The sequence below is a fragment of the Streptomyces sp. NPDC004031 genome, assembly GCF_053604375.1.
On sequence record NZ_JBSGHL010000002.1, the window covers coordinates 211733 to 236666 of the forward strand.

The 24934-nt window shown below is 72.5% G+C and carries 15 protein-coding genes; 6 read left to right on the forward strand and 9 right to left on the reverse strand.

Annotated features, from left to right (window positions below; translation table 11 throughout):
- The first annotated feature begins 46 nt into the window (after positions 1-46).
- On the forward strand, positions 47-3043 hold the full coding sequence (locus ACWERV_RS02125; protein ID WP_452927555.1) for a bifunctional [glutamine synthetase] adenylyltransferase/[glutamine synthetase]-adenylyl-L-tyrosine phosphorylase: 2997 nt from the start codon (positions 47-49) through the stop codon (positions 3041-3043).
- A 77-nt stretch (positions 3044-3120) separates the two neighbouring features.
- On the opposite strand, the gene ACWERV_RS02130 is transcribed toward ACWERV_RS02125, so the two are convergent.
- The 6 genes from ACWERV_RS02130 to ACWERV_RS02155 form a co-directional block, all read right to left on the reverse strand.
- The gene (locus ACWERV_RS02130; RefSeq protein WP_452927557.1) at positions 3121-4083 is read right to left on the reverse strand and encodes a phosphatase PAP2 family protein; all 963 of its coding nucleotides are present in this window, start codon (positions 4081-4083) and stop codon (positions 3121-3123) included.
- A gap of 37 nt (positions 4084-4120) precedes the next feature.
- Positions 4121-5230 (reverse strand): LacI family DNA-binding transcriptional regulator, encoded by a 1110-nt coding sequence (locus ACWERV_RS02135; RefSeq protein ID WP_452927560.1) that lies wholly within the window; start codon positions 5228-5230, stop codon positions 4121-4123.
- A 34-nt stretch (positions 5231-5264) separates the two neighbouring features.
- Positions 5265-7007 carry a glycoside hydrolase family 13 protein gene (locus ACWERV_RS02140; RefSeq protein WP_452927562.1) on the reverse strand — a complete coding sequence of 581 codons (1743 nt, stop codon included), beginning with the start codon at positions 7005-7007 and terminating at the stop codon, positions 5265-5267.
- 116 nt (positions 7008-7123) lie between these two features.
- Entirely contained in the window at positions 7124-8023 is a 900-nt protein-coding gene (locus ACWERV_RS02145; protein ID WP_452927566.1) for a sugar ABC transporter permease, read from the reverse strand.
- A 13-nt stretch (positions 8024-8036) separates the two neighbouring features.
- Positions 8037-9035: a carbohydrate ABC transporter permease gene (locus ACWERV_RS02150; protein ID WP_452927569.1), complete on the reverse strand. Its 999-nt coding sequence runs from the start codon at positions 9033-9035 to the stop codon at positions 8037-8039.
- 163 nt (positions 9036-9198) lie between these two features.
- Positions 9199-10497, reverse strand: a complete 1299-nt coding sequence (locus ACWERV_RS02155) for an extracellular solute-binding protein (protein WP_398188131.1) — start codon at positions 10495-10497, stop codon at positions 9199-9201.
- Positions 10498-11015: 518 nt separating this feature from the next.
- Here ACWERV_RS02155 and pulA point away from each other — a divergent pair.
- On the forward strand, positions 11016-16415 hold the full coding sequence (gene pulA / locus ACWERV_RS02160) for a pullulanase-type alpha-1,6-glucosidase (RefSeq protein WP_452927572.1): 5400 nt from the start codon (positions 11016-11018) through the stop codon (positions 16413-16415).
- A 524-nt stretch (positions 16416-16939) separates the two neighbouring features.
- Here the strand turns inward: pulA and ACWERV_RS02165 are convergent.
- Positions 16940-18826: a hypothetical protein gene (locus tag ACWERV_RS02165; protein WP_452927575.1), complete on the reverse strand. Its 1887-nt coding sequence runs from the start codon at positions 18824-18826 to the stop codon at positions 16940-16942.
- Positions 18827-18985: 159 nt separating this feature from the next.
- On the reverse strand, positions 18986-20005 hold the full coding sequence (gene glnII / locus ACWERV_RS02170; RefSeq protein ID WP_398188139.1) for a glutamine synthetase: 1020 nt from the start codon (positions 20003-20005) through the stop codon (positions 18986-18988).
- A 198-nt stretch (positions 20006-20203) separates the two neighbouring features.
- Between glnII and ACWERV_RS02175 the strand changes: the two genes are divergently transcribed.
- From ACWERV_RS02175 to ACWERV_RS02185, 3 genes are all read left to right on the forward strand, one after another.
- Complete coding sequence (locus ACWERV_RS02175) at positions 20204-20578, forward strand: 5-carboxymethyl-2-hydroxymuconate Delta-isomerase (RefSeq protein WP_398188142.1); 375 nt, start codon at positions 20204-20206, stop codon at positions 20576-20578.
- Positions 20579-20592: 14 nt separating this feature from the next.
- Positions 20593-21459 (forward strand): Gfo/Idh/MocA family oxidoreductase, encoded by an 867-nt coding sequence (locus ACWERV_RS02180; protein ID WP_452927611.1) that lies wholly within the window; start codon positions 20593-20595, stop codon positions 21457-21459.
- Between the two features lie 69 nt (positions 21460-21528).
- A complete protein-coding gene (locus ACWERV_RS02185) occupies positions 21529-22536 on the forward strand; it encodes an NADPH:quinone reductase (RefSeq protein WP_452927578.1) in 1008 nt (335 codons plus the stop codon).
- A 32-nt stretch (positions 22537-22568) separates the two neighbouring features.
- On the opposite strand, the gene ACWERV_RS02190 is transcribed toward ACWERV_RS02185, so the two are convergent.
- Positions 22569-23519, reverse strand: coding sequence for a serine hydrolase (locus ACWERV_RS02190; protein WP_452927581.1), 951 nt, complete (start codon positions 23517-23519; stop codon positions 22569-22571).
- Positions 23520-23882: 363 nt separating this feature from the next.
- Between ACWERV_RS02190 and ACWERV_RS02195 the strand changes: the two genes are divergently transcribed.
- Positions 23883-24934: glycoside hydrolase family 71/99-like protein (locus ACWERV_RS02195; protein WP_452927584.1), on the forward strand; the 1052-nt coding region annotated here is incomplete at its 3' end.

The following is a 24934-nucleotide window of genomic DNA, read 5'->3' on the forward strand; positions in this document are numbered from 1 at the left end:
TCACAGGGCGGGCCGATATGGTGGACGGGACGGACCGGGAGGGCCGATGCAGGGACGCCGCAGCAGTACGTTCACCCGACTGCTCCGGCACGGGTTCACCGACCCCGCGGGAGCCGAGCGGCTGCTCGACGGGGACGCGCTCGCGGAGGTCCGTACCGATCCGGTCCTGCTGGAGGCGCTGGGCGCCACCGCGGACCCCGATCTCGCGCTGCTCGGGCTGGTCCGCCTGGTGGAGGCGCTCGCGCCCGAGGAGCGCCGGGCGCTGCTGGACACCGTGACGACGGCGAAGCCGCTGCGCGACCGGCTGCTGGGCGTGCTGGGCGCGTCCGAGGCGCTCGGCGACCATCTGGCCCGGCACCCCGCGGACTGGCACGCGCTCGTCACGTACGAGGCCGCCGACCTGCACCCGGGGGTCGCCGAGTTCGAACGGGGCCTGGCCTCCGCCACCGATCCAGACGCGCTGCGCGCGGCCTACCGGCGCTGCCTGCTCGGCATAGCCGCCCGCGACGTGTGCGGGACCAGCGACCTGGTGCGTACCGCCGCCGAGCTGGCCGACCTCGCCACCGCCACGCTGCGTGCGGCGCTGGCCATCGCCTCCGCCGAGACCCCGCAGGACGCCGCGGCCGCCCGGCTCGCCGTCATCGGCATGGGCAAGTGCGGCGGCCACGAGCTGAACTACGTCTCGGACGTCGACGTCATCTTCGTCGCCGAGCCCGCCGACGGCGTCGCGGAGACCGAGGCGCTCCAGGCCGCGACCCGGCTCGCGGTGCGCATGATGCGGATCTGCTCCGACACCACCGCCGAGGGCACGATCTGGCCCGTCGACCCCAACCTGCGGCCCGAGGGCAAGAACGGCCCGCTGGTGCGGACGCTGTCCAGCCACCTGGCGTACTACGCGCGCTGGGCGAAGACCTGGGAGTTCCAGGCGCTGCTCAAGGCCCGCCCGGTCGCGGGCGACCCGACGCTCGGCGCCGACTACCTGGCCGCGATCCGCCCGCTGGTGTGGCAGGCCGCCGAACGCGACCACTTCGTCACCGACGTGCAGCAGATGCGCCGCCGGGTCGTCGACAACATCCCCGCCGCCCAGGTGGAGCGCGAGCTCAAGCTCGGGCCCGGCGGCCTGCGGGACGTCGAGTTCGCGGTGCAGCTGCTCCAGCTCGTACACGGCCGCACCGATCCCTCGCTGCGCAGCGCCACCACGCTCACCGCCCTCGGGCAGCTCGCCGAGGGCGGCTACGTCGGCCGCGCCGACGCCGCCTCGCTGGACGCCGCCTACCGCTTCCTGCGGCTCATGGAGCACCGCATCCAGCTGTACCGGATGCGCCGCACCCACCTCGTCCCCGACGACGAGGCGGGCCTGCGCCGGCTCGGCCGCGGCCTCGGCTACCGCTCGGAGCCGGTCGCGAGCCTCAACCGGGAGTGGAAGCGGCACGCCATGGAGGTGCGGCGGCTGCACGAGAAGCTCTTCTACCGCCCGCTGCTGGAGTCCGTCGCCCAGCTCGGCCCCGGCGACACCCGGCTCAGCACCGACGCCGCCCGCCAGCGCCTCCAGGCGCTCGGCTACGACGACCCGGCCGCCGCGATGCGCCATCTGGAGGCGCTCGCCAGCGGGGTGAGCCGTGCGTCGTCCATCCAGCGCACCCTGCTGCCGGTGCTGCTCGGCTGGTTCGCGGACTCCGCCGACCCGGACGCCGGCCTGCTCGGCTTCCGCAAGGTCTCCGACGCGCTCGGCAAGACCCCCTGGTATCTGCGGCTGCTGCGTGACGAGGGCGCCGCCGCCCAGCGGCTGGCCCGCGTGCTGTCCTCCGGGCGGCTCGCCCCCGACCTGCTGATGCGCGCCCCCGAGGCCGTCGCGATGCTCGGCTCCGCCGAAGGCCTGGCCCCGCGCGACCACACCGCGCTGGAGCAGGAGGTGCTCGCCGCGGTGGGCCGCGCCGACGGCCCCGAGCAGGCCATCGCCGCCGTCCGCGGGGTGCGCCGCCGCGAGCTGTTCCGCACCGCGGCGGCCGACCTCATCGACACCTACGGCGACGACGTCGAGCGGGAGGCCGACCGGGTGCCGCCCGCCGCCCTCACCGACCGGGTCGGCTGCGCGGTCTTCGGCCTGACCTCCGCGACGGTCGCGGGCGCGCTGCGGGCCGCCGTCAACGCCGTGACCGACAACGACGCCCGGCCGCTGCCCACCCGCTTCGCCGTCATCGGCATGGGCCGCTTCGGCGGCCGCGAACTCGGCTACGGCTCGGACGCCGACGTGCTGTTCGTGCACGAGCCCTACGACGGCGCCGACCAGGAGGAGGCCGGGCGCGCCGCGCTCGCCGTCGCCAACGAGCTGCGCCGGCTGCTCCAGATCCCCACCGCCGACCCGCCGCTGCTGGTCGACGCCGACCTGCGGCCCGAGGGCAAGAGCGGCCCGCTGGTCCGCAGCCTCGCCTCCTACGAGGCCTACTACCGGCGCTGGTCGCTGGTGTGGGAGAGCCAGGCCCTGCTGCGGGCCACCCCGGTCGCCGGCGACGAGGGGCTCGGCGGGCGCTTCACCGCGCTCGTCGACCCGCTGCGCTACCCGGCGGACGGCCTGGAGGACGAGGCCGTACGCGAGATCCGCCGGCTCAAGGCGCGGATGGAGTCCGAGCGGCTGCCGCGCGGCGCCGACCCGACGCTGCACGCCAAGCTGGGCCGCGGCGGGCTCTCCGACGTCGAGTGGACGGTGCAGCTGCTCCAGCTCCAGCACGCCGGGCGGCTCCCCGAGCTGCGCACCACCGGCACCCGGACCGCGCTGGCCGCCGCCACGGGGACGGGGCTGATCGACCCGGCGGACGCGGAGGTGCTGGACGAGGCGTGGGTGCTGGCCACCCGGGTCCGCAACGCCGTCATGCTGGTCCGCGGCCGCCCCGGCGACACCTTCCCCGGTGACGCCCGCGAGCTGGCCGCGGTCGGCCGCTACCTGGGCTTCCCGCCCGGCCACGTCGGCGACATGCTCGACGACTACCGCCGCCGCACCCGGCGGGCGCGGGCGGTCGTGGAGCGCCTGTTCTACGAGGGCTGAAACCGCCCCCGGCCAACCAGGGGCCGGGCCCGTACGGCGACGACGGCGGACACCTCACGACCGCGCGGGCCGGGCCCTCACGACCGGAACTTGCGGCCCCGCACGACGCCCCCGCCGTCGCCCGCCTTGTCCTCCAGTATCAACGCGCCCGTCGCGAACTTCGGCAGCGCGTACACCCACCGCCCGTAGATCAGGCACACCACGCCGAAGCCGAAGGCCAGGCACACCGCGCCGCCGACCGCGTCCATCCAGAAGTGGTTGCCGGTCGACACGATCACCAGCAGCGTGAACACCGGGTACAGACCGCCGAGGATCCGCGCCCACAGCGGTTTGGCCAGCGAGATGACGGTGATCCCGCACCACAGCGACCAGCCGATGTGCATCGACGGCATGGCGGCGTACTGGTTGGACACCTTCGCCAGGCTGCCCTGCGACAGTGAGCCCCAGGTGTGGTGCACCAGCACCGTGTCGATGAAGCCGCCGCCCGCCATCAGCCGCGGCGGCGCCAGCGGGTAGGCCCAGAAGCCGATCAGGGCCACCCAGGTGGTCACGAACAGCACCAGCCGGGCGGGGCCGTAGCGCGACGGATGGTAGAGGTACAGCCACACCAGCACACCGATGGTGATGAAGAAGTGCAGCGTGGCGTAGTAGTAGTTCATCCCCACGATCAGCCACGTCACCGAGTCCATGGTGTGGTTGACCGAGCGTTCGAACGCCAGCCCGAGGTGGTGCTCGAAGGACCAGACGTCGGCGGCGTGCCGCAGCGCCGTCTCCTTCTGCTCCGGGACCGCGTTCCTGATCTGCGAGTACAGCCAGTAGCTGACGCCGATCAGCAGGATCTCGAACCAGAACTTGGGCTGTCGTGGGGTGCGCAGCCGCTCCAGCAGCGTACGGGCCAGGCCCGGCTCACCGGTACCGCTCCCACCGGACGAGCCGGACGTGCCGGACGTGGCGAGGGCGGCCCGGGATCCGCTGGAGCGCTGCGCAGAGGCGGAGTGGTCATCCGTCTGATTCGCGGTCTTCGCAGTCGGTTCCCCCATAGGACACCAGTCTGCCAGATGTGTCCCCTGGTACGGCTCAGACTCCCGCCGGATCGTCGCCCGACCGGGTGGTACGCGCCACCGCGCCCTGCGCGGGCAGCGGTGCGCCCGGCGCTCCCTGCGCGCCCTGCCCGCTCGGACCCGCCGCCGTCGAGCCGCGGACGACCAGCTCGGGCAGGAACACGAACTCGCTGTGCGGCGCCGGGGTCCCGGCGATCTCCTCCAGCAGCGCGTTGACCGCGGCCTGGCCCATCGCGGTGACGGGCTGCCGGATGGTGGTGAGCGGCGGGTCGGTGAAGGCGATCAGCGGCGAGTCGTCGAAGCCGACGACCGACACGTCACCGGGAACGTCGAGGCCCTGCTGACGGGCCGCCCGGATCGCGCCGAGCGCCATCATGTCGGAGGCGCAGACGATCGCGGTGCATCCGGCCGATATCAGCGCCCCGGCCGCGGCCTGCCCGCCCTCCAGGGTGAACAGCGAGTGCTGGATGAGCCCCTGCGCCTCGTCCTGCGTCATGCCGAGCACCTCGGTCATCGACGCGACGAAGCCCTCGATCTTGCGCTGCACGGGGACGAAACGCTTCTGCCCGACCGCGAGGCCGATCTGCCGGTGCCCCAGCGCCGCCAGATGGGTGACCGCCAGCCGCATCGCGCCGCGGTCGTCGGGCGACACGAAGGGGGCGTTGACCCTCTCCGTGAAACCGTTGATGAGCACGAAGGGCACACCCTGGCCCTGCAGCCGGGCGTAGCGCTCCATGTCCGCGGTGGAATCGGCGTGCAGGCCCGAGACGAAGATGATGCCGGCCACACCCCGCTCCACGAGCATCTCCACCAGCTCGTCCTCGGTGGAGCCGCCGGGCGTCTGGGTGGCCAGCACCGGCGTGTAGCCCTCGCGGGTCAGCGCCTGCCCGATGATCTGCGCGAAGGCGGGGAAGATCGGGTTCTCCAGCTCGGGCGTGATGAGCCCGACCAGGCCCGCGCTGCGCTGGCGCAGCCGGACGGGGCGCTCGTACCCCAGCATGTCGAGCGCGGCCAGCACTGATTCGCGGGTGGTGGCGGACACGCCGGGCTTGCCGTTGAGAACCCGGCTGACCGTCGCTTCGCTGACCCCCGCCTGCGCTGCGATGTCTGCGAGCCGCGCGGTCACAGCACCGGATGTTATTGGACGGAATGCCACCACGTCAGATCGCCCACCAAATTGTCGTGTCAGCGGCAATTGTGACGGCGACGCCGCCGGTGCCGTGAGAGTCACCGTTCGTCCCCGTGTCCCCCGCGCGGCTGGACAGCAGCGCGCGGCCGCCCGGCACGGTCACCGTGACCGGTTCCGCGGTGAGGTTCACCAGGCACACGAAGCCTTCGCCGCCGTCCGCGGCCGCCGCGTCCCGCCGGAAGGCCAGCACGCCCTCGGGCGCGTCCAGCCACTCGACCCGGGTGCCCGCGCCCAGCGCCGGGTGGCTGCGGCGCAGCTCCAGGGCCGAGCGGTACATCTCCAGCGTGGAGTCCGGGTCGCCGGTCTGCGCCTCGACGCTCAGCCCGGCCCAGCTCGCCGGCTGCGGCAGCCAGCTCGGGCCGCCCGCGACCGGCCCGAAGCCGTACGGCGGCTCGCCGCCCGACCACGGGATCGGCACCCGGCAGCCGTCGCGGAAGCCGTCCTGCCCGGCGGCGCGGAAGAACGACGGGTCCTGCCGCACCTCGTCCGGCAGGTCGGTGACGTCCGGCAGGCCCAGCTCCTCGCCCTGGTAGAGGTACGCCGAGCCGGGCAGCGCGAGCATCAGCAGGGTCGCGGCCCGCGCGCGGCGCAGGCCCAGTTCGGCGTCGCCCGGGTCGCGCAGCTGGGTGCCCAGACCCGGCGGGTTCGCGAAGCGGGTGGTGTGCCGGGTGACGTCGTGGTTGGACAGCACCCAGGTGGCGGGGGCGTCGACCGCGCCCATGACCGTCAGCGAGCGGTCGATGACCCGGCGCAGCTCGGCGGCGTCCCAGGAGGTGCCCAGGTACTCGAAGTTGAAGGCCTGGTGCAGCTCGTCGGGCCGCAGGTAGAGCGCCGCGCGCTCCAGGGTGGGCGTCCACGCCTCGGCCACCCCGATGCGCTCGCCCGGGTACTCGTCGAGGATCCGCCGCCAGCCGCGGTAGATCTCGTGCACCCCGTCCTGGTCGAAGTACGGCATGGGCGCGCTGCCCAGCAGCGACAGCTGCTCGGCGTGGCCGATGTCGGGCAGGCCCGCGGCCTTGACCAGGCCGTGCGCGACGTCGATGCGGAAGCCGTCGGCGCCGAGGTCGAGCCAGAAGCGCAGCACGGAGCGGAATTCGTCGTGCACCGCCGGGTGGTCCCAGTTGAAGTCCGGCTGCTCGGGCGCGAAGAGGTGCAGATACCACTCGCCGGGCGTGCCGTCCGGGTTCGTGGTGCGGGTCCAGGCGGGGCCGCCGAAGATGGACTCCCAGTCGTTGGGCGGCAGTTCGCCGTCCGCGCCCTTGCCGGGGCGGAAGTGGAAGCGGTCGCGCATCGCGCAGCCGGGGCCCTCGCGCAGCGCCTGCTTGAACCACTCGTGCTGGTCGGAGCAGTGGTTGGGCACGAGGTCGACGATGATCCGCAGGTTCAGCCCGTGGGCGGTGCGCACCAGGTCGTCGGCGTCGCTGAGGGTGCCGAACATGGGGTCCACCGCGCGGTAGTCGGCCACGTCGTAGCCGGCGTCGGCCTGCGGGGAGGCGTAGAACGGCGACAGCCACACCGCGTCCACGCCGAGGTCGCGCAGGTACGGCAGCCGGGCGGTGATGCCGGGCAGGTCGCCCATGCCGTCACCGTTTCCGTCGGCGAAACTGCGCGGGTACACCTGGTAGATGACCGCATCGCGCCACCAGTCTCTGTGCCCGGCGGCGGCAGCGGGAGCGGCGGCGGAGCGGGGCGCGTCGGAGAGGTGCTGGCTCATGGATTCCCTTGTCGGGTGCGGGTCCGCCGCCCCGCCCCGGAGCGACCGGGGCGGGCGGTGGACGTACGTACGTGCGTGCGGTGCGGGGTGCGGGGGGATGCGGGGGAGGGGCGCGGTCAGCCCTTGGTGCCGCCGGCCGTCAGACCGGTCACCAGGTGCTTCTGGACGAGCAGGAAGACGATCGACGCGGGTATCGCGATGAGCACCGACGCGGCGGTCATGGAGCCCCAGTCCGCGCGCTGGTCGGAGGCGAAGGTGCGGATGCCCGCGGCCAGGGTGGAGTGGTCGCTGCTCATGAACTGGGCGGCGTAGGCCACCTCGCCCCACGCGGTCAGGAAGCTGTAGAAGGCGGTGACGGCCAGGCCCGGCCGGGCCAGCGGCACGATCAGCCGCCAGAACGTGCCGAAGGGCGTGAGCCCGTCGACGCGGCCCGCCTCGTCGATGTCGCGCGGGATGGTGTCGAAGTAGCCCTTGAGCATCCAGGCGCAGAACGGCACCGCGATGGTGCAGTAGACGAGGACCAGGCCGGCGTAGGTGTCGATGAGGTCGAGCTGCGCGAGCAGGTTGTACAGCGGCACGATCAGCACGGCCATCGGGAACATCTGCGTGACGAGGAAGGTCCACATCAGCGACTTGTGCCCGGGGAAGCGCATGCGCGAGATCGCGTAGCCGGCGCTCGCCGAGACCAGCACGCCGAGCACGGTCGTGGCACCGGCCACGATCACCGAGTTGCGGAACCACGTCGGGAAGTCCGAGTGCAGCAGCACGAAGCGGTAGTTGCCCAGGCCCAGGTGGTGCAGCACCTCGTGCGGCTGCTGCCAGGCGGAGCTGGGGCCGAGCGAGATGAACAGGATCCACAGCACGGGGAAGACGGCGATCGCGCTCGCGACCAGCAGCGTGGCGTGCAGGGCTATCGAGGCGCCGCGGCTGCGTTCGCCCCGGGAGCGGCGCCGGACGGCGGCGGGCCGGGCGGTCGTGGGGGCGGCGGCCGGGCCGGTGTGGGTGGTGGCGGTCATGGTGATCCGGCTCCTAGGCCTGCTCGGGCTTCAGCTTGCGGCGGTAGAAGGTGGAGAAGGCCACGAGGATCAGCAGGATGACGATCCCGTAGGTGGCCGCCCCCGAGTAGTCGGAGACCCCGGTGAACGCCTTCTCGTAGGCGTAGGTGACGAGGATGTCGGTGTCGCCGGTGGTGTTGTTGCCGAGCAGCAGGTAGATGATCGCGAACATGTTGAACGTCCACACCGTGCTGAGCAGCACCACCGTGCTGGTCACCGGGCGCAGCCCCGGGAGGGTGACGTTGACGAAGCGCTGCCAGGGGGAGGCGCCGTCCATCTCGGAGGCCTCGTACAGCTCGCCCGGGATCGCCTGGAGGCCGCCGAGCAGGGCGACCATCATGAAGGGCACGCCGACCCAGATGTTCACCATGATCACCGCGATCTTCTGCGACAGCGGCGAGCCGAGCCAGTCCTGCGCGGGCAGTCCGACGCCGGTGAGGATGTCGTTGAAGACGCCGTACTGCGAGTTGAGCATGAGCCGCCAGGCGAAGACGCCGATGAAGGCCGGCACCGCCCACGGCATGATCAGGCACAGCCGGTAGAACAGCCGGAACTTCACCTTGCGGTTGAGCAGCATCGCCATGGCCAGGCCGAGGGAGTAGGTGATCGCGACGCACGCGACCGTCCACACCAGCGTCCACTCCAGCCGCGGGTAGAAGTCGCCGTCCTTGCCGGACAGCACCTGCCAGTAGTTGTGCAGGCCCACCCAGTGGTAGCTGGCGCCGATGTGCACCGGGCCGATGTCCTTGGCGACGTTCGTCTCGTTGGCGTTCGTCAGCGACAGGTACGCGCCGTAGCCGAGCGGGTAGAAGACCAGGACGGCCAGCACGATCACGACCGGGGCGACCATCGCCCAGGCGTACCAGTACCGGTCCCACGAGCGCCTGATCGCGGTCATCAGGCCGGGCCGCGGCTGGCGCGGCGGGCGGGCGGCCGTCCCCGGGGCGGGGTCGTCCATGGTGGCGGTGGTCATCGCTCCTCGGCTCTCTCGGCTGTGCCACGGCGGTGCGTGGGGATGGCGGGCGTACGGCGGGGGGTGCGGCGGCGGGGGGACCGGACCGGCCGGCCGGGCGCGTGGACCCTGCCCGCGGGTAGCGGGCGGGGCCCCGGCCGGCCGGTCCGGGGTACGCGGGCGGCTACTGCACGGTGTAGCCCGGCAGCAGCTTGCCGAACTCCTTGGCCGCCGCGTCCAGGCCGTCCTGGACCGAGGTCTTGCCCTGGAGGATCTTGATGTACTCCTGCTGGAGCGGCGTGAACAGGCTGCCGACCTGCGGGAGCGCGACGCGCGGCCGGGCGGTGTCCATGATCGGCTTGAAGCCCGCGATGGTCTGGTTCTTCAGCACCTCGGGGGTGTAGGCCGACGTCCGGGTGGGCAGGGTGCCGTTCTTCGCGGCGATCGTCTGCTGGCTGGCCGAGGACGTCATGAACTGGGTGAAGAGGTAGGACGCGTCCAGGTTCTTCGAGCCCTGGTAGACCGCCAGGTCGTGGCCGCCGGTCGGGGCCTGCGCCTTGCCGGTCGAGCCCGCCGGGACGGGGGCGTAGCCGAGGTTGTCCGCCTTGCCCTGGAAGGCCGAGCCGGTCAGGTCGTCGCCGACGGACCAGGGGCCCTGGATCAGCATCGCGACCTTGCCGGTCTTGAACGACGTCTGCATGTTGTCGTACGCGCTCGCGAAGTCGATCTTCAGCGAGGACGTGTCGTAGATCTTCTTCGCCTCGGTGACGGCCTTGACCGCCTCCGGCGAGTTGATCGTGACCTTCTTGCCCGACGGGTCGGCCAGGTCGGCGCCCTCACCGAACAGCACGGGGAAGAGGAAGTACGAGTCCGGGTTGATGTACGTGCCCGCGACGCCGGGGACCTTCGCCTTGATCGTGGCGGAGTCGGCGATCAGCTCGTCCCACGTGGCCGGCGGCTTGGCGATGCCGGCCTTGGCGAAGATGTCCTTGTTGTAGAGCAGGCCGAGGGTGTCGGTGACCGACGGCACGCCGTAGGTCTTGCCCTCGTACTTGGTGGTGTTCATGGGGCCCGTGAGGAAGTCCTGCGTGTCGCTCAGCGCCGCGGTGCCGTCCAGCGGGGCGATGTAGTGCAGCGAGGCGTACTCCGGGATCAGACCGACGTCGGTGCGGATCACGTCGGGCGCGCCCTTGCCGCTCTGCGCCGCTGCCTTGAACTTCTGCTCGACGGTGCCGAAGTCGACGTTCTGGTAGTCGACCTTGATCTTCGGGTACTTCGCCTCGAAGTCCTTGATGAGGGCCTGGTAGGTCGGGGCCTCGTTCTTGGCGTCCGAGGTGTCCCAGTAGGTGATCGTCCCGGAGACCGCCGCCGGGTCCTTGGCGGGCGCCGCCTTGTCGCTCTTGTCGCTACCACTACCGCCACAGGCGGTTGCCCCGAGAACGATGGCCGCGGCCATCGCCACGGCGGATATGCCGCGTCGCATACCTGACTCCTTGATGAGGGAAGTGCCCGTTCGCCCAGGCCAGGCTGGCTGCCGGCCGATGTCGTCCCTGCGGGGCCGTCGGGCTGGGCAGGAAGGTAACAGCGTTGTAATGGCTTGCGAAAGAGGCTGCAAGAAATTTTCTGCAAGATCCTTCATCCGTGACGCGCCCGTGACCTGCGCGTGCTCCGGCGTACGCCGTACGGCGGGCCGCTCGTACGCAAGCCCGAGCCGTACCGGCGGGTGCGCGGCCGGTACGGCCCGGCGCGCGGACGGGTCCGGGCGCGGGGTGAACTGCCGGACGACGGGAAGTGGTTACAGACTCTTGCTGCAACGGCCCTCGCGGGGATACCTTCCCGGACAGCTTCGGCACCGACGCCGCAGTGGCGACCGGTTCATGCGCGTGGACCCGGGCGCGAGGCTGTCCCCAGCAAGGAGAACCGCCCGTGGCCCTGGACTTCAGGCTGCCCGCGTACCGGACCCGGACCCGGACCCGTAATCACCGCCGCCGTATACGGCGTGTGGCCACGGCCACCGCCCTCGCGGCGCTGGCCGCCCTCGTCCCCCTCGGCCCGGCCGCGGCCGCGCACGGCGCGCCGCAGCCGCCCGCGCCGCCGTCCGACCGGGCGCTCGCCGGGCAGGCCGCCCGGCACGACGACACCCGCGAGCAGTTCTACTTCGTGATGCCCGACCGCTTCGCGAACGGCGACCCGTCCAACGACCGCGGCGGCCTCACCGGCAGCCGCCTCACCACCGGCTACGACCCCACCGACAAGGGCTTCTACCAGGGCGGCGACCTCAAGGGCCTCACCCAGAAGCTGGACTACATCAAGGGCCTCGGCACCACCGCCATCTGGATGGCGCCGATCTTCAAGAACCAGCCCGTGCAGGGCACGGGAACCGACGCCTCAGCGGGCTACCACGGCTACTGGATCACCGACTTCACCCAGGTCGATCCGCACTTCGGCACCAACGACGACCTGCGCAGGCTCATCTCCGCGGCCCACGCCAAGGGCATGAAGGTCTTCTTCGACGTCATCACCAACCACACCGCCGACGTCGTCGGCAACACCGACAACACCTACGGCTACCTCGCCAAGGGCGCCTTCCCGTACCTCGCCGCCGACGGCACGCCCTTCGACGACGACACCTACGCCGACGGCACCAAGGGCTTCCCGAAGGTCACCGCCGCGTCCTTCCCGCGCACCCCCACCGTGCCCGCGGACCAGAAGCACACCAAGGTGCCCGACTGGCTCAACGACCCCACGATGTACCACAACCGGGGCGACTCCACCTTCGCCGGCGAGAGCGCCGACCAGGGCGACTTCAGCGGCCTGGACGACCTGTGGACGCAGCGCCCCGAGGTCGTGCACGGCATGGAGCAGATCTACGAGAAGTGGGTCGCGGACTTCGCGGTCGACGGCTTCCGCATCGACACCGTCAAGAACGTCGACATGCCCTTCTGGACCCAGTGGGCCACCGCCCTCGACGCGTACGCCGCCCGGCACGGCCGCAAGAACTTCTTCCTCTTCGGCGAGACCTACGACGCCGACCCCGCCGTGACCTCCCCGTACGTCACCCAGGGCCGCCTCGACGCGACGCTCGACTTCCCCTTCCAGGACGCCGCCCGCGCCTACGCCTCGCAGGGCGCCGCGCCCGCCAAGCTGGCAAACGTCTACGGCCAGGACTACCGCTACACGACCGACAAGGCCAACGCCTACGAGGAGGTCACCTTCCTCGGCAACCACGACATGGGCCGCATCGGCAGCTTCCTCGCCCAGGACAACCCCGGCGCGAGCGACGCCGAACTGCTCAGGCGCGACGAGCTGGCCAATGAAGTGATGTTCCTCGGCCGCGGCAACCCGGTCGTCTACTACGGCGACGAGCAGGGCTTCACCGGCGCCCCCGGCGGCGACAAGAACGCCCGGCAGACGATGTTCGCCTCGCACGTCGCCGACTACCTCGACGACGACGAGATCGGCACCGACCGCACCGCCGCGAGCGACGCCTACGACCCGCAGCACCCGCTCTACCGCACGATCGCCGCCCTGTCGCAGCTCACCAAGGCCCACCCGGCGCTGCGCGACGGCGTCCAGACCGAGCGCTACACCGCGACCGGCGACGGCCCCGGCGTCTACGCCTACTCCCGCACCGACGCCGCCAGCCGCGACGACTACCTGGTGGCCGTCAACAACGCCACCACCGCGCAGAAGGTCACCGTGCCCACCGGCAACACCGCGGGCGCCGCCTACACCGGCCTCTACGGCACGACCGGCTCCTTCACCACGGACGGCGGCGGCAGCCTCACCGTGACCGTGCCGCCGCTCCAGGCCGTCGTGCTGCACGCGGCCAAGCCGCTGCCCAGGCCCGCGACCGCGCCCCAGCTCACCCTCACCGCACCCGCGGCGGGCGCCACCGGCACCGTCGAGCTGTCCGCCGACGTCAGCGGAGGCGGCCTGAACCGCGTGGTGTTCGCCGCCCAGGTCGGCAACGCCCCCTGGAAGGTGCTCGGTTCGGCCGACCACGCCCCCTACAAGGTGACGCAGGTTGTCACCGCCGCCACGGCCGCCGGAACCCCCGCGCGCTACAAGGCCGTTGTGGTGGACGCGAGCGGGCGCACCGCCTCCGCGACCGCCGCGACGGTGACCGGTACGGCCCCCGTCACCGCGCCGCCGACCGCGATCAGCCACGACTACGCGATCGTGCACTACAAGCGCGCCGATGATGACTACGCCGACTGGAACCTCTACGCCTGGGGCGACATCGCCGACGGCGAGGCCACGACCTGGCCCGCCGGGCACGCCTTCACCGGCCGCGACGCCTACGGCGCCTTCGCGTACGTCAAGCTCAAGCCCGGCGCGTCCAGTGTCGGCTTCATCGTCGTGAACAAGGACGGCGTCAAGGACACCGACGGCGACCGCACGATCGACCTCACCACCAGCGGCGAGGTCTGGATCAGCCAGGGCAGCCCGGCCGTGGCCACCAGCGCCCCGGACGGCGCCTACCCGCCGCAGGACACCACCAAGGCCGTCCTGCACTACCACCGCGCGGACGGCCAGTACGACGGCTGGGGCCTGCACACCTGGACCGGCGCCGCGAACCCCACCGACTGGACCGCGCCGCTCAAGCCGACCCGGATCGACTCCTACGGCGCCGTCTACGAGGTGCCGCTCGCCGCGGGCGCCACGTCGCTGAGCTACATCCTGCACAACGGCGACACCAAGGACCTGCCCAGCGACCAGTCCCTCGACCTCACCGGCACCGGCCACGAGGTGTGGCTGCTCGACGCCACCCCCGCCTACCTGCTGCCGCAGCCCCAGGGCAGCGGCGCCGACCTGGACCTCGGCAAGGCGCAGGCCCAGTGGATCGACCGCGACACCGTCGCCTGGCAGACCACCGCCCCCTCCGCCTCCCAGCAGCTCGTCTACGCAGCGGACGGCGGCATCACCGTCAAGGACGGCGCCCTGTCCGGCGAGGGCAAGTGGCTGCGGCTGACCAAGCTCCCCGGCGGCCTGACCGCCGCGCAGCTCGCCAAGTTCCCCCAGCTGAAGGGCTATTCCGCCTTCAGTATCGACCCGCGTGACCGCTCCCGGGTCCGCGAGGCGCTGCGCGGCCAGATCGTCGCGACCCAACGGGCATCGAGCGGCGCCCTGCTGGCGGCGACGGGTGTGCAGACGCAAGGTGTGCTCGACGACCTCTATTCGGCCGCTGCCCAACACGCCACGCTCGGCCCGGTGTTCGACACCCACGGCAGGCCGAGCCTGTCGGTGTGGGCGCCGACCGCGCACAAGGTCGCGCTGGAGATCGGCGGGAAGACCGTCCCGATGCGCGAGGACACGGCCGGCGGCGTGTGGTCGGTCAGCGGCCCCACGTCCTGGACGGGCAAGACGTACCTCTTCGACGTGACGGTGTGGGCGCCCAGCGTCCAGCAGCTCGTCGTCAACAAGGTCACCGACCCCTACTCCGTCGCGCTGACCGCCGACTCGAAGCAGAGCCTGCTGGTGAACCTCGACGACCCGAAGCTCGCCCCCAAGGGCTGGTCCGGCGAGCACAAGCCCGCCGCCGTCCCCATGAGCCAGGCGCAGATCCAGGAACTGCACATCCGGGACTTCTCCGCCGCAGACACCACCGTCCCCGCCGCCGACCGCGGCAAGTACGCCGCCTTCACCGACACCTCCTCCGCGGGCATGACGCACCTGCGCGACCTCGCCACCGCGGGCGTCAACTACGTCCACCTGCTCCCCGCGTTCGACTTCGCGACCGTCCCCGAACGCACCGCCGACCAGACCACCCCCGACTGCGACCTGTCCTCGTACGGGCCCGCGAGCGACGCCCAACAGGCCTGCGTCACCGCCCAGCAGGCCACCGACGCGTACAACTGGGGCTACGACCCCTACCACTTCACCGTGCCCGAGGGCTCGTACGCCAAGAACCCCGACGGCGCCGACCGCACCCGGGAATTCCGCCAGATGGTGCAGGGCCTCAACGGCGCGGGGCTCCGCGTCGTCATGGACGTCGTCTACAACCACACCTCCGCCGCCGGCCAGGCCGACACCTCCGTGCTCGACAAGATCGTGCCCGGCTACTACCAGCGGCTCATGCCCGACGGCTCCGTCGCCAACTCCACCTGCTGCGCCAACACCGCACCCGAGAACGCCATGATGGGCAAGCTCGTCGTCGACTCCATCGTCACCTGGGCCAAGGAGTACAAGGTCGACGGCTTCCGCTTCGACCTCATGGGCCACCACCCCAAGGCCAACATCCTCGCCGTCCGCAAGGCCCTCGACGCGCTCACCCCCGCCAAGGACGGCGTCGACGGCAAGAAGATCATCCTCTACGGCGAGGGCTGGAACTTCGGCGAGGTCGCCGACAACGCGCGCTTCGTCCAGGCCACCCAGGCGAACATGGCCGGAACCGGCATCGCGACCTTCTCCGACCGCTCACGGGACGCCGTCCGCGGCGGCAGCCCCTTCGACGCCGACCCCGGCGTCCAGGGCTTCGCCTCCGGCCTCTACACCGACCCCAACTCCTCCACCGCCAACGGCACCCCGGCCGAGCAGAAAGCCCGCCTCCTGCACTACCAGGACCTCATCGAGGTCGGACTCACCGGCAACCTGCGGCAGTTCAGCTTCACCGACTCCTCCGGCAAGAAGGTCACCGGCGCGGAGATCGACTACAACGGCGCCCCCGCCGGATACGCCGACGCACCCGGCGACGCCCTCGCGTACGCCGACGCCCACGACAACGAATCCCTCTACGACGCACTCACCTACAAACTCCCGGCCGACACCTCCGCCGCCGACCGCGCCCGCATGCAGGTCCTCGCCGAGGCCACCTCAGCACTCTCCCAAGGACCCGCGCTCTACCAGGCCGGATCCGACCTGCTGCGGTCCAAGTCGCTCGACCGCAACTCCTTCGACTCCGGCGACTGGTTCAACGCGATCCACTGGGACTGCACCCAGGGCAACGGCATCGGACGCGGACTGCCGCCCGCCGCCGACAACAAGGACAAATGGCCCTACGCCACCGCGCTGCTCACCGACACCTCGGCGGTACCGGGGTGCGCCGAGATGGGCGCCGCGTCCGCCGCCTACCAGGACCTGCTGCGGATCCGCACCACCGAGCCCGCGTTCCGCCTCACCACCGCGGAAGAGGTCCAGCACGAGGTGGGCTTCCCCCTGTCGGGGGCGGACGAGACGCCCGGCGTCATCACGATGACGGTCGGCCCGCTCGTGGTCGTCTTCAACGCGACGCCGCGAGCCGCTTCACAGCGGGTGCCTTCGCTGGCCGGCCACGCGTACGGGTTGCACTCCGTGCAGGTCCACGGTTCCGACCCGGTGGTCAAGACCGCGGCCTACACCCCCACGACCGGCACGTTCACCGTCCCGGCCCGCACGGTGGCCGTCTTCCACACCGCCTAGCCCCTCCGGGGCCCGACGCGGTGAGCTGCGCGACCGTCCGCCGGTGGGGGCTTGTCGCTCCGTTCTCCCCCAGAGCTTCGCCTGGGGGTACCCCCACGCGCCCCTGGGTGGTTGCCACTTGCGGTGGCAGTTCGCCTTTCCCCCGGTGGGGGCTGGTCGCGCAGTTCCCCGCGCCCCTTTCGCACCGGGGTGCCTGTTGCGGCAGGCGTCGCGATCTTCCCCCGGTGGTGGGTTGCTCGCGCAGTTCCCCGCGCCCCTGAAAAACGAGAACTCTTACCCCCACCGGCAGGCAGCCGCTGAACCGCCTGGAGGGGGACGGTGCGGGGTGCCCCCGCAGGAATGCGCTGGGAGGGGCTCAGCCCCTACGTAGGGGGGTGAAGGCGCATTCCGAGGAGGTGCCCCGTGGCGGCCCCCGCCCCAGCGGCGGCGGCGCCGCGTAAGGGGCGCGGGGAACTGCGCGCTCAGCCCCCACCGGCAGAAGGTCGCACAGCGCACCGCACCACGCAGAACGGAGCGTCCCCGGCCTAGTCCCCCGTCAGGGGATGCAGCGTCAGCCCCGACTTCGTCGTCGCCGTCAGGGTCGCGCGGGCACCGCGCATGGCGGGGGTCGCGAAGGTGGGGCCCGTGCCCCGCGCCGTCACCCCACCGGTCGCCGCGATCGACGTGACGTCACGGCTTCCCGCGGCCAGCAGGTACCACCGCCCCGCGGGGGACTGCCACATGACGCCCGCCATGACGTTCCGCCCGAAGCTGCTGCAAGCACTTCCGTCGCTCTGCTTGCCCGCAAGGGTGCCGGGCGCTGCCGCGAGCGCGGTCGGCGGGACGAACTGGACGGTCGCGCGGCCGGGCCCGCGCCACGTGTCGGCCCGGTCGCACGTCCAGACGCCCTCGCCCGCCTTCTCGGGCAGCGCGCTGCGTGCGAACTGCCAGTCGTTGACGGCCCGTACGCCCTCGCCCCGCAGCGCCCCGAGCCGGCACGCGCTGTGCGCCCAGCTCACGAGCGCGGGTGTGCCGGTCGCCTCGCGGGGATATGCGGCGGGCACCCCGGCGGCGGGCGGCGGGGTGAAGGTCAGATGGACGGGGCTGAGGTCGCCGAGGTCGGTGAGGAGGAACGCGTGCTGCTCGACGACCTTCGTCGAGGACCGCAGCTGCATCGCCGTCCAGGCGCTCCCGCACTGCCCCGCGGGCGCGCCCGCCCCGGGCATGCGGACGGGCCCGGTCGTGCCGTCGGGCGCGAGGGCGAGCGGCGCGGCCTTCTGGTCGGGCTTGAGTAGGTCGCGGGTCTCGGCCTGGGCGACCCAGGGGGCGGTCAGGAAGCGGGTGTTGCCGTCGATGCGGTCGACGACGACGGCCGCGGCGGTCGTGATGTCGGCGTCCGGGACCTGCGCGAAGTCCAGCGCGGCGCCCCCGCTGCCGTTGCCGCCGCGCGCCTCGGCGTAGCGGATGATGCGCAGCCCGTCGTAGAAGAGGACGACCGTGGCCTTGTCGGCGTCCCCCGCGTAGAGGAGCTGCGGCGGGGACGCGGGGCCGGTGCGCGGGGTGCCGGGGGTCGCGGAGACCTGGACGGTCGGGCCGGGGCTCGCCCACACCGCGAGGGCCCGGCGCAGCAGCGCGGTGTCGCCGGTGCGGCTGCCGCGCGCGGGCCACACGGTGAAGTCCAGTCGCCCGGTGGCCGTCCACGCGGTGGGCGCGACGCGTACCAGCGTGGCGGGGTCGAGGGCCTGCGCGGCGGGGCCGGACGCGGCGGCGGGGGAGCCGGCGGCGCCGGTGGGGGAGGGGGAGCCGCCGCCGGTGAAGGCGAGCAGGGCCACGCCGACGACCCCGGCTGCGGCAATCGCCGCGCCCGCGCGGGTGCGCTGCCGCCGTCGCAGCAGGTCGGTGGGGCGCATCTGCACCGTGCAGGGGTCGAACTCGCCCGCGGCCAGCAGCGCCGCGTCCCCGTCCAGCCCGGCGGCGGTGCGGACCGCCCCGCGCGGGTCGGCGGCGCCCGCCGCGTCCAGGACGTCGCGGGCGGCGGCTTCGTCGAGCCCCTCGAAGCCGAGCAGCGCGTACGCGGCGCGCGCGGGTGCGGGGAGCGCGGCGAGGGCGCGGTCCAGGGCGAGTTCGTCGCTGCCGCCGGCCCGCGGGTGCAGCCGCAGCCCGAGCACGTACGGCAGCGCCGCCCCGGCGAGGGCTTCGCGCGCGCGCCCGCCGGCGCCGTGCGCGAGGGCGCCGCGCAGCACCTCGCGGCGCAGCAGTTCGTACGCCTCGGTGCCGTTGCCCGCGACGGCACCGGCCCGCAGCGCGCGCTGCACGAGGCGGTGGGCGACGAGCACCCTGCGGTGCCGTGCGAGAGTCGCGGGCAGCGCGAGGTAGGCGAGCCGTACGAGCCGCGGGTAGTGCTCGACGAGTGCCGCCTCGGCCTCCGCCACCGCTCCTTGCGCGGCATGTTTCTTCGCGGACGTTCCGGTCTGCTGCACGGGTCGGCTCTTCACGCTGCGTCAAACGAGTGACCGGGGCGATGGTCACCCCGTGTACGCCGAAGGGCGCCCGCCGTGCACGGCGGGCGCCCTTCGGGTGAGGAGCGGGGTTCAGACCAGTCCGGCCTTCTCCAGCGCGGTGCAGCAGGTGTCGACGATGAGCCGGGTGACCACGTACGGGTCGACGTTCGCGTTCGGGCGGCGGTCCTCGATGTAGCCCTTCTGGTCCACCTCGACCTGCCACGGGATGCGCACCGACGCGCCGCGGTTGGACACGCCGTAGCTGTACTCGTTCCACGGGGCGGTCTCGTGCGCGCCGGTCAGCCGCGCCTCGACGCCCGCGCCGTAGTTCTTGATGTGCTCCAGCGGCTTGTCGTCGCGGCCCAGCGACTCGGCGGCCTCGATGATGGCCGCGTAGTCCTCGCGCATGGCCTTGGTGGAGAAGTTGGTGTGCGCGCCCGCGCCGTTCCAGTCGCCCTTGGCGGGCTTGGGGTCGAGGGTGGCGGAGATGCCGAAGTCCTCGGCGGTGCGGTAGAGCAGCCAGCGCGCGACCCACAGGTGGTCGGCGACCTCCAGCGGGCTCAGCGGGCCCACCTGGAACTCCCACTGGCCGGGCATGACCTCGGCGTTGATGCCGGAGAGGCCGAGACCGGCGGCCAGGCAGTTCTCCAGGTGCTTCTCGACGACCGGGCGGCCGAAGATCTCGTCCGCGCCGACACCGCAGTAGTAGCCGCCCTGCGGGGCGGGGAAGCCGTTCTCCGGGAAGCCGAGCGGGCGCGAGCCCTGGAAGAAGGTGTACTCCTGCTCGATGCCGAACAGCGACTCCTGGTCCGCGAACTTCTCGGCGACCTCGCGCAGCGCGGCGCGGGTGTTGGACTCGTGCGGGGTGCCGTCGATGTTGAAGACCTCGCACAGCACGAGGACGTCGTCGCCGCCGCGGATGGGGTCGGGGAAGGACGCGACCGGCTTGAGCACGCGGTCCGAGGCGTGACCCTCGGCCTGGTTGGTGCTGGAGCCGTCGAAGCCCCAGATCGGCAGTTCCGCACCGTCGGCCAGGATCCGCGTCTTGGAACGCAGCTTCGCGGTCGGCGTGGTGCCGTCTATCCAGATGTACTCAGCCTTGTAGGTCACGGTGACGCCATCCTTGTCGAACGTGGGCGCGGGTGCGGCTGCCGAGCTGCGCTGATCGGACCGACCGCAGCGTCGCAAGGACGGTTTTCCCATCCATTGCCCTTGTGTTAACAGGACGTAACCGAGGGGACGGACGCTGCTGTCCTGCGGCGTGAGACGGCCGTGTACCCCCGGACCTGGCACGACTAGGGTCCGAGCATGCCCCATACCACCGTGGAATACTCCGGAACGCTCACCGACGCCCTGGACAAACCGGGCTTCGGCAAGGCCCTGCACGAGACCCTCGTCACCGTCGCGGGCGGTCGCGCGGGCGGGTGCAAGACCCGTTTCGTACGCCATGACGATCTCCTGATCGGCGACGGCGAGCCGCACCACGCCATGATCCACGTCGAGATCGCGCTGCTGTCCGGCCGCACCCCCGAGACCAAGCGCGCCCTCACCGAGGCCGTCCTCGCGGCGCTGCGCGCGCACACCGCGCCCACCCCGCAGTACGCGGTCCAGTTCTCCGTCGATCTGCGCGACCTCGACCGCGACGCCTACGCCCGCCACGAAGAGCCGCGGACCGCGTCATGAGCGCCGCGTCCCCGCTGCGGGTCGGCCTGTTCGGCACCGGGCCGTGGGCCCGCACCATGCACGGCCCCGCGCTCGCCGCGCACCCCGGGGTGGAGCTGGCCGGCGTGTGGGGGCGCAGGCCCGAGGCCGCCGCCGAGGCCGCCGAGGCCCTCGGGACCCGCCCCTACGCCGACGCGGACGCGCTTGTCGCCGACGTGGACGCGGTGGCCGTCGCCCTGCCGCCCGCCCTCCAGGCACCGCTCGCCGCGCGCGCCGCCCGCGCCGGGCGGCACCTGCTGCTGGACAAACCGCTGGCCGCGACCGTCGAGGACGCCCGCGAGGTCGTCGCCGCGGTCGAGGCGGGCGGGGTGCGCTCGGTGGTCTTCTTCACCGTCCGCTTCGACCCCGCGGGCGCCGCGTGGATCGCCGAACAGGCCGCGGCGGGTGGCTGGTACACCGGTCGCGCCGACTGGTACGGGGCCGTCTTCGGCGAGGGCGCCAGTCCCTTCGCCGACTCGCCCTGGCGCCGCGAGAAGGGCGGCCTGTGGGACGTCGGGCCGCACGCGCTGTCGGTGCTGCTGCCGGTGCTCGGTGACGTCACGGAGGTCGCCGCCGCCCGCGGGCCCGGCGACCTCGTCCACCTGACCCTGCGGCACGCCGGCGGCGCCTCCAGCACCGCTGCGCTGACCCTCACCGCGCCGCCCGCGGGCGCGGGCGTCGCGTGCGAACTGCGCGGCGCGCACGGCGTCGTGAGCTATCCCGGCGCCGCCGGGATCGCGGGCGAGGAGGCGTACGCGCGCGCCGTGGACGCGCTGCTCGCGCCCGAACCCCACGCGTGCGACGCCCGCTTCGGGCTGCGCGTCACGGAGATCCTCGCGGCGGCGGAGGCGGCGCTGGGCTGAGCGCGTGGCGCGGCGGCGTCGCGGCGGTGTCGCGGGAAGAAACGCACCCCGCGGGGGATTGTGGTGCTCATGAAGGCGATCACGTACCACCGCAGCGGCCCCGCCGCAGTCCTCGCGCTGACCGAGCGCGCCCGTCCCCTTCCCGGGAAGGGGGAGGTCCGGGTCGCGGTCAAGGTGTCGGGGGTGAACCCGACGGACTGGAAGGCCCGCAAGAACACCGCGCCGGACGGCGAGAAGGTGCCGAACCAGGACGGCGCCGGGGTGATCGACGCCGTCGGGGAGGGCGTGGACGAGGCCCGGCTCGGGGAGCGGGTCTGGCTCTGGGAGGCGGCCTGGTCCCGCCTGGACGGCACGGCCCAGGAGTACGTGGCGCTCCCCGCGCGGCAGGCCGTGCCGCTGCCCCCGGAGGCGTCCTTCGACCTCGGCGCGAGCCTCGGCATCCCCGCCCTGACCGCGCACCGCGCGCTGACCGTCGCCGACGGCGGCCCCGAGCAGCTCGCGCCGGGCGCCCTCGCGGGCCGTACGGTGCTGGTCTCGGGGGGCGCGGGCGCGGTCGGCAACGCGGCGATCCAGCTCGCCCGCTGGGCGGGCGCGACGGTGCTGACGACGGTGAGCAGCCCGGAGAAGGCCGCGCTGGCGGCCGCCGCGGGCGCGCACCACACCGTGGACTACCGCACGCAGGACGCCGCCGCGGTGATCCGCGAGCTGGCCCCGGACGGCGTGCACGTCGTCGTGGAGGTCGCCCCGGCGGCGAACGCCGCGCTGGCCGCGCGGGTGGCCGCGCCGGACGCGGTGATCGCGTTCTACGCGAACGACGCGGAGAGCGCCGCGGTGCCCACGTTCCCGTCGATGGGCCGCAACCTGCGCTGGCAGGGCGTGCTGGTGTACACCGTGTCCGCGGCCGCGAAGGACGCGGCCGTGGCGGCGGTGTCGGCGGCGGTCGCGGACGGGGCTTTCCGGGTGGGCGCCGAGGCGGGCCTGCCGCTGCACCGCTTCCCGCTGGAGCGCACCGCGGACGCGCACGACGCGGTGGAGGGCAACGTGGTCGGGAAGGTGCTGGTGGACGTCGCGTCCTGACGGCGCCAAGCGGCGGCGGGGCGGGGCCGCCGTCAGGACAGGAGCGCCTTGGCGGCGGCCTCCGCGGCGGCCTCGACCTTGTCGATGCCGGAGTTCTCGGACTTGTTGCCGTTCGACAGGACGGCCACCAGCAGCGTGTGGCCGTGGTACTGGACCTTGCCGATGCTGTTGATGTCCCACAGCCCGGTGGCGGTGCGCTGCAGCCAGCCGTTCTTGAGGGCGAAGCCGGAGCCGTCCTCGTCGGCGGCGGAGACGCCCCACTGCTGGCCCTTGGTGACCGTGCCCATCAGGCCCGTCATGTAGTCGCGGGAGGCCGCGGACAGCGGCGAGCCGTCGTCGTCGAAGACCACCCGCAGCAGCTTCATCTGGTCGGCGGGGGTGGTCTGGGTGAGCCCCCACAGGTCGCCCGCGCCGCCGGAGGTGTGCTTGAGGCCGAAGGTCCTGTTCGCGGAGTCCAGTCCGGACTTGCCACCGACGGCGTGCCACAGCGCGGTGGCGGCGTTGTTGTCGCTCTGCCGGATCATGACCGTCGCCTCGGACTTCTCGGTCGAGGTCATCGTGGTGCCCGCCTTCTGGTGGCGCAGCAGCAGCGAGGCGAGGATGTCGACCTTGACGATGCTCGCGGTGTCGTAGGGCGTCGAGCCGTCCTCGTAGGTGGCCGCGAGGTCGCCGTCCAGCTCGCTGACGCTGACCGACAGCCGGCCCTGGCGCTGCCCGGACAGCGTCTTGATCGCCGAGCCGAGGTCCTTGGCCGCCTGGGTCGACGTCTTGGCGGCGGGCGTGGTGGGGGCCGCGGTGGTGGTCGGCGCGGGCGGCGTGGTGGACGCCGGGGCGCTGCTGGGGGCGGTGGTGGCGGGGGCGGCCTTCGTGGTGGCGGCCGGCGGTCCCGCGTCGGAGGCGTCGTCCTTCGTGCCCGGGGACCGGTTGACGACGGCCAGCGTGACCAGTCCGATCGTGGCGAGGACGGCGGCGGAGACCACCATCGGGCGCTTCCACCAACGCGGCTTGGGCCTCCTCCGGTGGGATCGGGACCGCGCTCCGGCGCGCCCGCCGCCCGGCGGTTGTGGTGCATGCGTCATGAACCACGACCGTAGGAGCGGAATATTTCATTCTCCTAAGATTTTCGTACCGACTTGGCTGAAGGGCGTGTTAACCGCAGGTCAGGCGGTCAAGACCTCATGACCGCTTCTTGCGTGACTTCTGTCAAATATTTCGCCTGATGCGCGATCTATTGCGGAGGCGTAACCCCGTCGTTACGATCCCCCGGACCACGGACTCCCGGTCCGCCGCCGGCGCTGGATCGGCCGCGTGCCAAGGGAGTTGCCAGCCGATCGGAGGGACCGGACATGGGTGTCACACGCCGGACGGTGTTACAGGCCGCACTTGCGGTCAGCGCAACCGGAGCGGTCGGAATCGGCGAGACGGCCCTCGCCGGAAGCGCCTCCGCGGCCAGTTCCGCGGGCGACGTTGTGGGCAAGATCACGGTCGGCTACCAGGGGTGGTTTGCGTGCATCGGTGACGGTTCGCCCATTAACACCTGGTGGCACTGGAGTCAGAACGGCGGGCAGGCGCCGTCGCCGTCCAACACGACGATCGTGGCGTGGCCGGACGTCCGCGAGTACACCAGGACGTATCAGACCGGTTACGCGGCGCTCGGAAACGGTCAGCCCGCGACGCTGTTCTCGTCGTACGACCAGCAGACGGTCGACACGCAGTTCCTGTGGATGCAGCAGAACAACATCGACACCGCCGCGCTCCAGCGCTTCAATCCCACCGGCGGCGAGGGGCCCAACCGGGACGCGATGGCGGGCAAGGTGCGCAGCGCCGCCGAGTCGCACGGCCGGAAGTTCTACATCATGTACGACGTCAGCGACTGGCTGACGATGCAGTCGGACATCAAGGCCGACTGGACCAACAAGATGAAGGCGCACACCGCCTCACCGGCCTACGCGATGCAGAACGGCAAGCCCGTGGTGTGCATCTGGGGCTTCGGCTTCGCCGACAACCAGCGCCCCTTCGCCCCCGGACCGTGCCTGGACGTCGTCAACTGGTTCAAGGCGCAGGGCTGCTACGTGATCGGCGGGGTGCCGACCTGGTGGCGTACCGGCGACCGGGACTCCCGCCCCGGCTTCGCGGACGTCTACCACGCGTTCGACATGCTCAGCCCGTGGATGGTCGGCCGGATCGGCAACGTCGCGGACGCCGACAACTTCTACAACGTCGCCACCGTCCCCGACCTGGCCGAGTGCGCGGCGCACGGCATCGACTACCAGCCGTGCGTACTGCCCGGCTCGGTCACCGGACGCCAGCGCGCGCACGGCGACTTCATGTGGCGGCAGTTCTACAACATGTGCCGCGCCGGCGTGCAGGGCATCTACATCTCGATGTTCGACGAGTA

Excerpts from the sequence above, each read along its gene's own strand:
- ACWERV_RS02185 (WP_452927578.1), top strand. The coding sequence starts at position 21,529 with ATGAAGGCGATCACGTACCACCGCAGCGGCCCCGCCGCAGTCCTCGCG.
- ACWERV_RS02150 (WP_452927569.1), bottom strand. The coding sequence starts at position 9,035 with ATGACCACCGCCACCATGGACGACCCCGCCCCGGGGACGGCCGCCCGC.
- ACWERV_RS02130 (WP_452927557.1), bottom strand. The coding sequence starts at position 4,083 with ATGGGGGAACCGACTGCGAAGACCGCGAATCAGACGGATGACCACTCC.
- ACWERV_RS02190 (WP_452927581.1), bottom strand. The coding sequence starts at position 23,519 with ATGGTGGTCTCCGCCGCCGTCCTCGCCACGATCGGACTGGTCACGCTG.
- ACWERV_RS02155 (WP_398188131.1), bottom strand. The coding sequence starts at position 10,497 with ATGCGACGCGGCATATCCGCCGTGGCGATGGCCGCGGCCATCGTTCTC.
- ACWERV_RS02145 (WP_452927566.1), bottom strand. The coding sequence starts at position 8,023 with ATGACCGCCACCACCCACACCGGCCCGGCCGCCGCCCCCACGACCGCC.
- ACWERV_RS02175 (WP_398188142.1), top strand. The coding sequence starts at position 20,204 with ATGCCCCATACCACCGTGGAATACTCCGGAACGCTCACCGACGCCCTG.
- ACWERV_RS02140 (WP_452927562.1), bottom strand. The coding sequence starts at position 7,007 with ATGAGCCAGCACCTCTCCGACGCGCCCCGCTCCGCCGCCGCTCCCGCT.
- ACWERV_RS02125 (WP_452927555.1), top strand. The coding sequence starts at position 47 with ATGCAGGGACGCCGCAGCAGTACGTTCACCCGACTGCTCCGGCACGGG.